The organism is Sphingosinicella terrae, assembly GCF_003347635.1.
GTDB classification, from domain to species: Bacteria; Pseudomonadota; Alphaproteobacteria; order Sphingomonadales; family Sphingomonadaceae; genus Allosphingosinicella; species Allosphingosinicella terrae.
Window position 1 is genome coordinate 519,340 of record NZ_QDFY01000001.1, and the last position, 13,741, is coordinate 533,080.

8 protein-coding genes are annotated in these 13,741 nt (G+C 66.5%); 3 read left to right on the forward strand and 5 right to left on the reverse strand.

What is annotated here, in order from left to right:
* Positions 1 to 240 precede the first annotated feature (240 nt).
* Positions 241 to 4,812: a beta strand repeat-containing protein gene (locus DDE10_RS02465; protein WP_162806225.1), complete on the forward strand. Its 4,572-nt coding sequence runs from the start codon at positions 241 to 243 to the stop codon at positions 4,810 to 4,812.
* A gap of 145 nt (positions 4,813 to 4,957) precedes the next feature.
* Entirely contained in the window at positions 4,958 to 5,509 is a 552-nt protein-coding gene (gene def / locus DDE10_RS02470) for a peptide deformylase (RefSeq protein WP_114951115.1), read from the forward strand.
* A 281-nt stretch (positions 5,510 to 5,790) separates the two neighbouring features.
* Here the strand turns inward: def and DDE10_RS02475 are convergent, their stop codons facing one another.
* Positions 5,791 to 6,270 carry a hypothetical protein gene (locus DDE10_RS02475; protein ID WP_162806227.1) on the reverse strand — a complete coding sequence of 160 codons (480 nt, stop codon included), beginning with the start codon at positions 6,268 to 6,270 and terminating at the stop codon, positions 5,791 to 5,793.
* Positions 6,271 to 6,371: 101 nt separating this feature from the next.
* Between DDE10_RS02475 and DDE10_RS02480 the strand changes: the two genes are divergently transcribed.
* Complete coding sequence (locus DDE10_RS02480; protein WP_114951117.1) at positions 6,372 to 7,832, forward strand: DNA recombination protein RmuC; 1,461 nt, start codon at positions 6,372 to 6,374, stop codon at positions 7,830 to 7,832.
* Positions 7,833 to 7,888: 56 nt separating this feature from the next.
* Here the strand turns inward: DDE10_RS02480 and DDE10_RS02485 are convergent, their stop codons facing one another.
* The 4 genes from DDE10_RS02485 to DDE10_RS02500 are packed head-to-tail and all read right to left on the reverse strand — an operon-like array spanning position 7,889 to position 13,737.
* The gene (locus tag DDE10_RS02485) at positions 7,889 to 8,698 is read right to left on the reverse strand and encodes an avidin/streptavidin family protein (protein WP_114951118.1); all 810 of its coding nucleotides are present in this window, start codon (positions 8,696 to 8,698) and stop codon (positions 7,889 to 7,891) included.
* 38 nt (positions 8,699 to 8,736) lie between these two features.
* Positions 8,737 to 9,879: a pepsin-like aspartic protease gene (locus tag DDE10_RS02490; RefSeq protein ID WP_162806229.1), complete on the reverse strand. Its 1,143-nt coding sequence runs from the start codon at positions 9,877 to 9,879 to the stop codon at positions 8,737 to 8,739.
* Positions 9,880 to 9,922: 43 nt separating this feature from the next.
* A complete protein-coding gene (locus DDE10_RS02495) occupies positions 9,923 to 11,665 on the reverse strand; it encodes a hydantoinase B/oxoprolinase family protein (protein WP_114951120.1) in 1,743 nt (580 codons plus the stop codon).
* Entirely contained in the window at positions 11,662 to 13,737 is a 2,076-nt protein-coding gene (locus tag DDE10_RS02500) for a hydantoinase/oxoprolinase family protein (protein ID WP_114951121.1), read from the reverse strand. Before DDE10_RS02500 ends, DDE10_RS02495 begins: the two co-directional genes overlap by 4 nt.
* Positions 13,738 to 13,741 lie beyond the last annotated feature (4 nt).

Consider the following 13,741-nt stretch of genomic DNA (forward strand, 5'->3'; position numbering starts at 1 on the left):
AGCCTCCATTCCGGCTGGACAGTCGTCCCGGCCGGCGTCACTCTGTTCCGTCATGACAGGACAAGGGCCGAGTCGCGCCGCCCAAGTCGAGGGGCGCGCCGGACCGTGGCTTCCACTTGGGGGCTCCGTGGGTTCTGCTGGACGGGGAATGTTTAGGAGCGGCCGGGCAAGTCCTCCGATTGCTGTTTGTTTCTGGGGATGGCGCGTCCACCGTGCATTGCAATCCAAGGGGGGAGAGACATGCCTACCTATAACGGCACCAACGGCAACAATGTCATCAACGGCAGCAATTTCGACGACATCATTAATGGCCTGGGCGGCAACGATGTCTTGAGAGGGCGGCGCGGCAACGATTTCATCAATGGCGGGTCCGGCCATGACGAGCTGGACGGCGACGAAGGCAACGACACCCTCTATGGCGGCACCGGCAATGACGAGATCCATGGCGGCGACGGCAACGATGTCGCTCATGGCGAGGCGGACGACGACCAGCTGTTCGGCGACGATGGCAACGACACGCTGACCGGGGGCGCTGGCCAGGACGAACTCGACGGAGGCCGCGACAATGATTCGCTCGACGGCGGCGAGGGCCACGACATCCTCCAGGGCGGCGATGGCAATGACAGCCTGACCGGCGGCGGCGGCAACGACATCATCGACGGCGGCAACGGGTTCGACACCGCTTATTATTCCGGTTCGATCTTCGAATACAGCTTCTACGGCCCGCTCTTCGGCATCATGGCAATCGTTCATGCCGGAGGCGCCGGCGCCGACGGTTCGGACCTGCTGGTCCGGGTCGAGCGCCTCGTATTCGCGGACGCGGTGATCGACCTCACCGGCAACAATGCTCCGATCGCCATCGACGACGCCGCTGCCACCAATGAGGATATCGGCACCTACAGCAGCGGCGGCGCCAGCGTTCTCGACAATGATTTCGACTTCGAGGGCAATGCGCTGAGCGTGACGCCCGGCAGCTTCAACGGCGCGTTCGGCACGCTCACCCTGAACGCCGACGGAACCTATAGCTACACGCCCTACGCTTCGACCCAGGCGCTGGCGGCGGGACAGACGGTCCAGGACAATTTCAGCTATACCGTGTCCGACGGCAGCCTCACCGATACCGGCACGCTCACGATCACGATCGGCGGCCTCAACGACGCGCCCGTCGCCAACGCCGATGCCGCCTCCACGGGCGAGAATGCGGCGATCCTGGTCGATGTCCTCGCCAACGATACCGACGTCGACAATGGCGCGGTGCTGATCGTCGTCGCCGCCTCGGCGCCGGCCGGGCAGGGCAGCGCCTCGGTGGTCGGCAACCAGGTCGAGTTCGATCCGGGCAGCGACTTCGACGATCTCGCGGTCGGCGAGAGCGAAATCGTGCTGGTGAGCTACACGATCGAGGACGAGCATGGCGCCTCCTCGAGTTCCACGATCAGCATCACCGTCACCGGCACCAATGACGGTCCGGTCGCCAATCCGGATGCCGCCTCGACCGGCGAGAATGCGGCGATCCTGGTCGATGTCCTCGCCAACGATACCGATGTCGACAATGGCGCGGTGCTGACCGTCGCCGCCGCCTCGGCGCCGGCCGGGCAGGGCAGCGCCTCGGTGGTCGGCAACCAGGTCGGGTTCGATCCGGGCAGCGACTTCGACGATCTCGCTGTCGGCGAGAGCGAAATCGTGCTGGTCAGCTACACGATCGAGGACGAGCATGGCGCCTCGTCCAGCTCCACGATCAGCATCACCGTGACCGGCGCGAACGATGCGCCGACCGTCGATGCCGGCGGCACCGATGCCTCCGGCTCGGTGACCGAATTTCCGAACGGGGATCCGAACGAGAATGCCTTCGTCCACCAGGACAGCGGCACGGTCGCTTTCGACGATCCCGATCTCTCCGATACGCACAGCGCGAGCTTCGCGCCGCAGGGCGGCTCCTATGTCGGCACCTTCACCCTCGATCCGGTCGACCAGATCGGCGACGGCGTCGGGTGGAATTTCAGCGTCGACGACAGTGCGATCGATTTCCTCGACGAAGGCGAGGTGCTGACCCAGACCTATGTCATCGAGATAGACGACGGGAATGGCGGCACCGTCACCCAGGACGTGACCATCACCATCACCGGCGCCGGCGACAATCTTCCCCCGGACGCGGTCGACGATTCCTATGACGCCACCGGCAACGTGACGCTCACGGTGACCGCCGCCGGCGGCGTGCTCGCCAACGACAGCGACGATGCCGGGGTCGGCACCGATCCGGGCGAGACCCCGGTCACCGCCTATGACAGCGTCTCCGCCAATGGCGGCACGGTGTCGATGAATCCGGACGGGTCGTTCAGCTACACGTCGGCGCCAGGCTTCACCGGAACCGACAGCTTCACCTACACGATCACCGACGCCGACGGCGAGACCGATACCGCTACCGTCACCATCAATGTCGAGAGCAGCGTCTGGTTCATCGACAACGGCGCCGTCGGCAGCGCCAATCTCGGCACCCAGGCCGACCCCTATACCAGCCTCGCCGCCTTCAATGCGGCGCAAGGCGCGCCCGACGGTCCCGCGGAAGGCGAGACCGTCTATCTTCGCGAGGGCCTCGGCACCTATGCCGAAGCGGACGGCATCAACCTGCTGGACGGCCAAGTGCTGGTCGGCGGCGGCCAGGACCTCGTCATCGGCGGGGATCTGATCGAGTCCGGCACCGGACGGCCGACCATCGTCACCACCGGCCCCGGCGGCCATGGCGTCGAGCTCGCCCAGGACAACAGCCTGTCGGGCTTCGACATCGGCACGACCACCGGCGCCGGCATTGCCGACGGCGGCGGCAGCGTCGGCACCCTAGCCGTTGCCGACGTCGCCAAGACCGGTGCCGGCCAGATCGCCGACATCGACCAGGGCGGCACCGTCTCCGTCCAGCTCAACACCGCCCAGTCGACCGCATCGGCCGGCGGCGCGATCGATCTCGCGGGCCTTTCCGGCAGCTTCGCGGTCACCGGCGGCACCCTCATCGCCGGCGCCCATGGCGGCGGCGGCGTGGTCGTCTCGGGATCGACCGGGCTTGCGGTCAGCCTCGCCGGCAATGTCGTCCTGGCGACCGGAGCAGCCGACGCGGTCCGCTTCGACGGCAATAGCAGCGGCGGCCTCTCGCTCGGCGGCACGGTCGACATCGACGTCGCCGGGGGCGGTGCCGACGGCATCCAGTTCACCAACAATGCCGGCAGCAGCCTCACCGTCGGCGGCGATCTCGACATCGATGCTACCGACGGCATCGCGCTGTCGGTCCAGAATGGCGGCAGCGTCGCGATCGGCGGCGGCAGCGCGACCTTGTCGGCGACGACGGGATCGGCGGTGGTGATCCGCGATTCGACCAGCGCCGGCGTCACGCTGGAAAGCGCGTCGGCGAGCGGCGGCAACGCGGCCGGGATCATCCTCGACAATGCCGGGTCGGGCGGGTTCACCGTCACCGGAATCGGCTCGGTGGCCGGATCAGGCGGCACCATCACCGGCAAGAGCGGCGCCGACGGTTCGCTCGTCGACGGCATCGGAATCGTCATCACCGACACCGCCAACGTTTCGCTGTCGAACATGGCGATCAGCAACACGTCGAATTTCGGCATTCTCGCCGTCGGGGTGGCCGACATCACGATCCGGGATTCGGCGGTGACCGGCAGTCACGGCACCAGCCTCGGCCTCGGCGAGAGCGCGGTCAGCGTCGCCAATGCCACCGGCAATCTGCTGCTCGAGGGCAATGTCATCGCCGGCGGCCGCGCGGACAATCTCCACATCGTCCATAATTCGGGGTCACTCGACGTCGTCATCCGCGACAGCGCCGACGACCAGGCCATCTTCGGCCACAACCATCTCGACGGCAACGACTCGCTCTTCGTCCAGACGGGCGGGAGCGCGTCGCTCGCGCTCGAGGTGGACGGCGTCGAGTTTCAGGGCGCGCGCAGCGACCAGGTGTTCGTCAACGCCACCGGCAGCTCGAGCCAGGACCTCGTCTTCACCGGCAACCAGTTCCACAACAGCCACGCCAACACCAACAATGCGGGCGGCGGCGTGATCCTGATCGGCGGCGGCGTCGGCTCCAATATCGAGGTCGACTATCTGTTCCAGGAGAACAGCTTCCTCGGCGCCCATGGCAATGCGCTGGCGGCGGTCTACAGCCAGCAGAGCGGTGCGGTGCAGGGCCGGATCGAGGACAATGCCATCGGTCTCGACGACGGCATCGACGGGTCTGAAGGCTCGTCGGGCGGCGGCAACGGCATCTTCCTCGATCTCGAGAAGACGGCGGGACCGGGCAATGCGAGCTATGTCGTCGATATCGTCGACAACAGGATCCACGACATCGCCCAAGGCATTGCCGGACTGTTCATGCAGGTGTCGGGCGGCGGTGCCGCCAATCCCGCCATCTTCGAGGCGCGGGTGCATGGCAACGTCATCGGCGGTCTCGGCGATTTCGCCTTCACAGGCATCTATGCCGGCGTCGGCGTGTCGGCGCCGTCGGGCGATTTCTCGCAGTTCGGCCTCGATCTGCACGACAATGTCGTCGATGCGAGCGGCGCCGATTTCGGCCTCGACGCCATCTATTTCGACCAGAGCTCATCGGACGCGCATTTCTACTTCCCCGGCTATGCCGGGAGTCCCGACGGCGAGTATCAGGGCGGAACGGCGAGTGCCGATCTCGGGACCTTCTTCGCCAGCCAAGGGAACGTCCTCATCAATGGCGGTTTCCCGAGCTGGCCGACCGGGGTCGACGCGGGCATCATCACCGATGCGACCGGCGACCCGCTCGTGCTGGCGCCCTGGTTCCCCTGACGCGAGCCATCAGGAAGAGACCGCGGACGGCGGCCCGCCCGGCGGGCGGTGCCGCCCGTTCGAGCGGCCTCGACCGGGAAGAGGCGGGACGCTGCATCGCTCCGCCTTCCTTGAAGAATTCGGACCCGCCGACTAAATTGGGAGCATGGCGCTGCTTCCCATCTACGAGACCCCCGATCCGGTTCTCCGGCAGATCTCGACCCCGGTCGAGACCTTCGACGACGATCTGCAGAAGCTGATCGACGACATGTTCGACACGATGTACGCGGCGCCCGGAATCGGCCTCGCCGCGATCCAGGTCGGCGTGCCCAAGCGGCTGCTCGTCATCGACCTGCAGGAGCCGCCGGAAGGCGAGGACGAGGAAGCGGAGCCCGTGAGGAACCCGCTCGTCTTCGTCAATCCCGAGATCCTGGAGACGTCGGAGACGACTCAGCCCTATAATGAAGGCTGCCTGTCGGTCCCCGATCAATATGCCGAGGTGCTCCGACCCGACCGGGTCCGCGCCCGCTGGCGCGACCGTGACGGCACCGAGCGGGAGGAGTGGATCGATGGCCTCCTCGCCGTCTGCCTCCAGCACGAGATCGATCACCTCAACGGCGTCCTGTTCATCGACCATCTCTCGCGGTTGAAGCGCGATATGATCATGAAGAAGCTGATCAAGGCCCGCCGTGAGATGGGCGGCCGCCGCGCGGCCTAGAGCCTGTCCTCGGTCGGGCGACCGCCCCCGGCGGCGGGGCGCTTTCGGTCCAGGATCAGCGTCGCTCGTCGATCACGATGCGTCAGCATCGCTCCCTCCTCGCCGCCTCGACCTGTACCGAAACCGGTTCCGTCACGGCGCTTCCGCCCGACCAGGACAGGCTCTGGAGCAGGCTGCGTTCCGATAGCATCGGAACGGCGCTCCAGCTTATCGGATGGCCGCGATTTTCGAGTCATCAGACGATAACGTCCGACTGCAAATCGCTTTAGCGGCACTCCACTTCAGGGGGTGCAGCGGACCAACGCTGTGTCGGCGATGCTCTGCGATTCGAACAGCATCGCCCGCGCCGATTCCGCGAAGCGGATTTCCAGCACATCATCCTGCTCCGGTCCCTCGGCGGTGCAGCGCGCCGCCACGTCATAGCCGCCCGGCGCCTGCCTCACCTCGGTGAAGCGGCAAGCCGACCCGGCCGGAGTGCGCAGCGACTCCGCGCCAAATTCCCAGGCGGCGGTGGCGCACATCCCTTCCTCGGCCGCCCACCGACCGACGAAGCGGGGCGGGTCGCTGCCGGCTTCGGCCAAAGGTGACGGCGGCGCCCCGAGCGGATCCAGCGACGCGTTGATATCCGCATCGGGAAGCGACGAAGGCGCATCTTCGGCGGACAGGCCGTTGGTCGCCGCAGGCGCGTCGCCTGACGGCGGACTGCCGCAGGCGGCGATGCCGAGGGCGAACGACATCGCCAGCACAGACGTTGGCTTCATGACGTCAACAAAGCGCGCCGCCCCCTCCTGTTCCGATTGATCGCTTGAGCAGCGAGCGCGGCTGCTCTAGGTTCGCGCTTCGTTCTGGGAGCTCGTTGTACATGGATTTCGCTATTCTGGTCGCGCTGGGGCTAGCGGTGATCGCTGGCCTCGTCGCCGGCTGGTTCTTCGGCACCCGCGCGACGACCCCGCTCAGAAAGGAACTGCAGAATGCGCGGGACGAGCGTGAGGCCTCACGCGCCGCAGCGGAGGAATGGCGCAGCAAGTTCAGCGAGGCGATCGCTAACCTCGCGGCTGAGCGCAAGACGGCCGAGCGGGTGGAAGCCGCCGAAGCGGCGCTCGGTCAGGAGCGGCAGCGCGCTGCCGAGCTTGCTGCGCGCATCGCCGCGTTCGAGCGTGGCGAGCAGGAGCGCCAGCGGGCGCACGAGGCGCAGCTTGCACAGCTGAAGGAGATCGAGTCCAAGCTCGAGACACGGTTCGGTGATCTGGCCGAAAAGGCGGTCGAAGGCGCTCACGACAAGTTCCTCAAGCGGGCAGAGGAAAAGTTCGGCCATGCCGGCAAGGAGAATGAGGAGAAGATCAAGGCGCTGCTGGAACCCGTCGCCACGACGCTGAAGCGCTATGAAGACGGACTCAAAGAAGTCGAGAAGGAGCGGGTCGATCATTATGCCGGCCTTCGAGAGGCGGTCGAGCAAGTCAGGCTGGGTCAGGCTGAAGTGCGCAGCGAAGCCGCCCGGCTGGCGAATGCTCTGCGGGCGGCGCCGAAGACACGCGGACGCTGGGGCGAGCAGCAGTTCAAGAACCTGATCGAGATATCGGGCCTTTCGAGCTTCGTCGATTTCCAGGAAGAGGTCTCGGTGGAGGGCGAGGACGGCAGGCTGCGTCCCGACTTCCTCATCCGCCTGCCGGGCGATCAGCAGCTCGTCGTCGACGTGAAATGCTCGCTGGAAGCCTATATGCGGGCTGCGGACTGCGCCGACGCGGAGGAGCGCAGGATTTATCTCGATGATCATTGCCGGGCCCTGCGGACTCATGTCGAAGCCCTGTCCCGGAAATCCTATTGGGAGCAGTTCCCGAAGGCGCCCGACTTCGTGATCATGTACATTCCCGGCGACAATTTCATCTCCGCCGCGCTCGAGACGGATCTCGAGCTGTGGGAGCGGGCGGCGAAGAAGCGGGTGATCATCTGCGGGCCGTCGACCTTCCTGCCGATGGCGCGCACGGTGGCAGGCATCTGGCGCCAGGAGAGGCTGGCTGAGGAGGCCCAAAAGGTCGGAGTCCTCGGCAAGGAGATGTACGACCGCCTCGCGGTCGCCGCGGAGAAGCTCAAGACCGTCGGCAGCGGCCTTAATACGGCGGTCCGCAATTATAACGAGTTCGTCAGCTCGTTCGAGTCGCGCGTGCTCGTCACCGGCCGGCGCTTCAAAGAGTTGAACGTCGACGTCGGGGCGCGGGAGATCCGGGAGGTCGAGCCGGTGGACGCTTTACCCCGACATGCGGATTCCGCAGCGCCCTTGCTGATAGACGCGGAGTCCCTCTCGGTCCGGGGCTCCGGCTCCTGAGTTAAGGTCCCTCCCCGCGAACGCGCGGGGAGGGGCCTCCCCCCACAAAGGCGCCGTCAGGCGCCCTCGAACTTTTCGCGGCCGCCGATCCGGGTGAAGGTCAGCTGGGTCGCCGTGGTCTGGACGTAAGTGGCGTTCGGTGCGGTCGACTGGCTGGTCAGGTCGAGCAAGGTGAGCAGCCCGCCGGACAGATCGAGGCAGCCGGCGAAGGCAATGGCCGGGCCGGCCGTGTTCGGCAGGGCGGTGATCGCCGCCGACTGAAGCGAGAGGCCGTCCGAGGCGGCGTTGATGTCGGTGACGCCGTAGACCGGGGACACGTTGCCGTTCATCGACATCTGGCCTTCGATCCAGCCGAACAGCGATCCGGTGTACGGATAGATCTGGAGCCCGAGGAGGATGGAGCCGTCGCTGCTCTGCCACGTGCCGGCGAGGGGATCGTCGAGCGCCGTCGACAGATCGGGCTTGGCCACCGCGTTCGCGGCGTCGCCGGAAACGCGCGTATAGGTGAGCTTGTCGATGTAAGTCCCGGCCGAGCACAGGTCCGGAAAATCGCTGCTCGCCACCATCGCGTGCGCGAGGACGAGCGATTCCTGGCCGTTCTGGAGGCTGAGCTGTCCACTCAGCCCCGAAGACCAGTTCCAGCTCGGATCGCCCTGGCCGCCGGCGATCGAATGCCATTCGATCGCCAGCGCGACAGGTTGGCCGGCATTGGCAGTCGGATCGGCCGTGGCCTGCAAACCGATCACCATATATTTGCCGGTCGAGCCGGTGGACGAGGAATAGGTGCCCATGATGAGATTGTCGTTGAACAGCCCCAGGTCCATCTGCGAGCCATATTCGTTCTGCCAAAGACCGGCCAAAGTCATGATCTTAGCTCCTGTTCATGGAGAAGGGTGCGAACGGTTCAGGGCATCGTCTTGCCGCGGACGACCTCGCGCTGGCCGAGCTGGTGAGCGGAAGCGATCCCGCCGTTCGAGACGATCTGAGGCCCGCCCGGCTTGTTGAACACGTACATCCCATAGGGCGCGAGCGAATAGCGCCCTGGCGCGCACTGGACGACGCGATAGGCGAAGATGGTGTAGCAATATTCCATCACCACCGATCCGACCAAGGCGAGGCCGGTCAGGCCGAGCGGCTGGAACTGGGGCAGGGTCTGGCCCTGGTCGGGTCCGGCCTGGATGGTGACCTCGTACATGTCCGACGTGACCGTGATCATGCCACCGCCGGGAAAGGCGAGCTGGACCGGCGGCGAGCCCATCTGCTGGATGAGCTGCAGCGTGTTGTTCATCAGGTCATTGTCGCCCTTGAATTGCGACGATCCGGAATCGAGCGCGAACTGGAGGTTGGTGGCGATGGTCTTGCCGCCGACCGAGTAGGAAGCGAGGTCGCAGGTCCAGATATACTCGACCCCGGCAAACTGCGTGTACGGCGTCCAGGGCAGGAACAGCCCCTGGTTAGGATCATAGGCATCGGGATCGTAGCCGCCGATGATGCAATTCCCGCTCGAGCTGCCGCCGTCCCAGTCGAAGGCGACGAACGGAAGGTTGGGCGAGATCATGCCCTGGTTCATCATGTCCTGGACGATGAAGCTGGTGTCGCCCTGCTTGTAGGGGCTGCCAGAGGGAATGCCGATGCCGCCGTCCCAGTCGAGCTGGGCGAATTGCGGCCCCGAATAGTCGGCGGAGAGATAGAGGACCAGCGGCAGACTGGAGCCGTTGGGCAAAGCGAGCACGTCCTGCCCGGTCTCCACTTGCATCGTGCCCCATGGGCCGAAGCTGAAGGGCACCTGGATGCAGTCCACCCACTCATAAGTCGAGGACTGGATATAGTCGAAGCGGGCGCCGCTATAATGCTGGCAACTGGTCGGCGCGCACAGCGTCGAGGTCGTCCACACCATGTTCGTGCCGGTGTCGATCGCGAACTTGAGCGGTTGGCCCGGAGTGCCGAGGGTCGTCTGGGTGTACCAGGGGCTGGCGCCATTATTCTGGTAGGGACCCCGCTGCATCGGGAAGGTCACCCCGCCCACGGGAACGGTCGGCTCAGCCATCTTGCTCTCCTCCTGCTTCGTGGACCGGCTCAGGCCGGGCCGGTCATGCTTGCGCCTGCCTCGGGGCCGCCATCCCGCGGACCTTCGCCGGGTCCGGCCGGGCCGGCATCGCCTCGATCCGCTGCCCGAACACTTCCACCGCCTGGGCAGGGGTGATGAATCCATTCTTCAGGTCCCGCTCGACGGCGGCGCGCGGCCGCTGCGCGGGCGGACCGTAGCCGCCCCCTGTTGCGGTGATGAGACGGACGGTCTCGCCTTTGGCGAGTCGCAGCCCGGTCACCATCGTATGAGCCTCGGTCGAGCCGTCGCCGCGAAGCACGAGTGCGCCGTTATGCGAGCCCTCCCGGCCGCCCGCCGCCGACCAGGGGCGGGACGCGGTGCGGGTCGAGGAGAAGGTGAGGAACGCCTCATCGGCGGTGATCCGATAGTCGAGGACGACGCCCTTGCCGCCGCGATATCGGCCCTCGCCGCCGGGATCGTCATGGAAGCCGTAGCGGTCGATCTCGAAGCCGTAGCGACTCTCCGCGAGCTCGATCGGAATGTTGAAGGTCTCGCCATTGCCGCAGCAGAACTGGCCGTTGTCGCCATCTGCATCGGCGGAGGCGCCCCAGCCGCCGAGCAGGGGCTCGCCCATGACGAAGAGCTGGCCCGTGCGCGGGTGGATACCGGAGATGAAAGTCGCCCCGACGCTGCGCGTATGGCCGACCGGCAGCCGGTCCGGAACGTGCGGCATCAGCGCCCGCCACATCACCTCGATCGCCGCGATCATCGATTCGTAATAGACGGAGACCGGCGCCGGGCTCTGCGCCGACAGGATGGTTCCGGGCGGGCAGATCACTTCGAGCGCCCGGAAGCAGCCGCCATTGGCCGGGATGACGGGATCGGTGACGGCCTTGAAGGCGCAGCGGGCGGCGGTCACCAGCCCGGCGAGGCTGGTGTTGATCGGCCCGCGCGCCTGCGGCGAGGTGCCGGTGAAATCGGCGATCATCCGTTCGCCTGCAATCGTCACCTTGACCTTGATGGTGAAGGGACCACCGCCGACGCCGTCCTCCTCGATGACGTCCTCCGCCTCGAACACGCCCTGCGGCAGTCGGGCGAGCGCCGCCCGAGTCATCCGCTCGCCATAGTCGAGCAGGTCGCGCATCGCCGCCAGCACGGCATCCAACCCGTATTTGTCGACCAGCTCGAGCAGCCGGTTGCCGCCGACGCGGCAGGCGGCGACGCCTGCATGGAGGTCGCCGATCGTGCTGTCCGGCAGACGCACATTGGCGCGGATGATCTCGACGATGGCCTTGTTGAGCCGCCCCGCCTCGTAGAGCTTGAGGAATCGGAAATGCAGCCCTTCCTGGAAGATGTCGGTCGACTGGGTGGAGGCGCTGCCGGGAAAGGCGCCGCCGACCTCGGTCCAATGGGCCTTGTTGACGGTCCAGGCGATCAGCCTCGTCCCGTGGAAGACGGGCAGCAGGATGACGACGTCGGACAGATGGGTGCCGCCTCCCTCATAGGGGCTGTTGGTGATGAACACGTCGCCGGGGCTGATCGAGTCCGCATAGGGGTGGTGGAGCAGGGTGCTCTGCACGGCGGTGTCGAGCGTCGCGAGGAACCCTGTCACGCCATTGCCCTGGGCGATCAGATTGCCGGAGGCGTCGGTCGCGCCAACCGCGAAGTCGGTGGTCTCGTAGATGATCGGGCTCATCGAGGTGCGGATCAGCGCGCCGAACATCTCGTCGCCGATCGCGACCAGCGCCTCCTTGATGATCTCGATCGTGAAGGGATCCTGGGTCATGCTCGTTTCTCCGGCGCGCCGAGATGGACGTGATAATTGCCGTAGCGGTCGACCGAGACGCGGCAGCCGGGCGGCACGACCAGCGTTGCCGACGCCTCCTGGACCACGGCCGGGCCGGCAAAGGTCATTCCGGCCTCCAGCTGCAGCCCGTCATAGATTTCGGATTCGTGGCTGCCGTGGCGGTCGAACACGACCGGCCGGCTTCCCAGCCGGGCATCGGCGAGCGCGGCGCCGGTCGACGCACGCTCGCGAAGCTCCGGCTTGGCGACCTCGACCCTGGCGACGAGGTGGGCGTTGACGAGCTGGACGTGGCCGTCGAGGCGGTAGGTGTATCTTTTCTCGTGGAGGACGTGGAAGCGCTCGATCAGTCCGGCGATGCCGCCGCTGCCCGCGAGCGGGACCTTCACGGTATGCTCCTGGCCCAGATAGCGCATGTCGGCGAAGCGCTCGAACCAGGGCTCATCCTCGGCGCCGTCCTCGGCGAAATCGCTGACCGCGCCTTGCTCGAGGTCGGCGAACAGCGCTTCCACGGCCTCGTGCGAATTCTCATCGAGGTCGATCAGCCGGGTCCGCAGATAATCGCGGCGCAGGTCGGACAGCAGCATGCCCCAGGCGGAGAAGGCCGAGGAGTTGACCGGCACGATGACGCGCCGCACGCCAAGCTCCTCGGCCAGCGCGACGCCGTGCATCGCGCCCCCCCCGCCGCAGACCATCAGGGCGAAGTCGCGCGGATCATATCCCTTGTTGGTCGAGACCAGACGCAGCGCGTTGACCATGTTGGCATTGGCGATCCGGACGATCCCGCCGGCGACTTCGACCTTGTCCATGCCCAGGCGCTCGGCGAGCGGCGCGAACGCCCGGTCGATGGCGTCCCAGTCCGGCTGCACCTCGCCGCCGACGAACAGATCCGGGTCGATCCGGCCGAGCAGCAGATTGGCGTCGGTGGTGGTCGGATCGGCGCCGCCGCGCCCATAAGCGGCAGGGCCCGGGCGGGCCCCCGCCGACTTCGGCCCGACATGGAGCTTGCCGCCATCGTCGATCCAGGCGATCGAGCCGCCGCCATTGCCGATCTCGACGATCTCGGCGACCGGCGTCTGGATCGGATAGCCCGGCCGGCGACGATCGCGGTCGATATAGTAATCGGTCGCGACCTTGACCTCGCCGCCTTCGACCAGGGCGCATTTGGCGGTGGTGCCGCCGATGTCGAGGACCAGCAGGTCCGGCTCGTCGATCAGCCGGCCCAAGGCAGCGGCGGCAAAGATGCCGGAAGCCGGACCGGATTCGACCATGGTGATCGGGTTGCGCCGGACCGCCGAGACGGTGGCGACGCCGCCGTTCGACTGCATGATGTAGGGGGAACCCTTCAGACCCAAAGCGGCGAGCTTCGACTGGAGCGCCCCGAGATAGCGCTCGACGACCGGCGCGACATAGGCGGACAGCACCGTCGTCGACGTGCGCTCATATTCCCGCCATTCCCGGCTGATCTCGTGACTGGCGATGATCGAGGCTTCCGGCATCAGCGAGCGCAGCCAGGTGGCGACAGCCTGCTCGTTGGCCGGATTGGCATAAGCGTGAAGGAAGCAGATCGCGACTGCCGCCACGCCTTCGGCGCGGAAATGGGCCATCGCCGAATAGAGGTCGGAGAGCTCGGGCTCGCGCACGACCTCTCCGGCGACATTGGTCCGCTCGTGAATCTCGCGGCGCAGATGCCGCTCGACGAACGGAGCAGGCTTGCGGAAGTTGAAGTTGAACAGATCGGGGCGGTTGCCGCGCGCGATCTCGAGCACGTCGCGAAAGCCCGCGGTCGTCACCAGCCCGGTGACCGCGCCCTTGCGCTCGGTCAGGGCGTTGATCACCACCGTCGAGCCGTGGGCGAGGAAGCCGACGGTGCCGAGATCGACCGCCGCCTTCTTGAGGCAGTTGAGCACGCCCTCCTCGAAATCGGGCGGGGTCGTATCGGCCTTCACCGAATGGACCGGGCCGGCCGCGCCGGTATTCGAGTCGATCTCGCACCAGACCAGGTCGGTGAAGGTACCGCCGACGTCGCTCGCTACTCTGAGACGCTTGGACATGGAT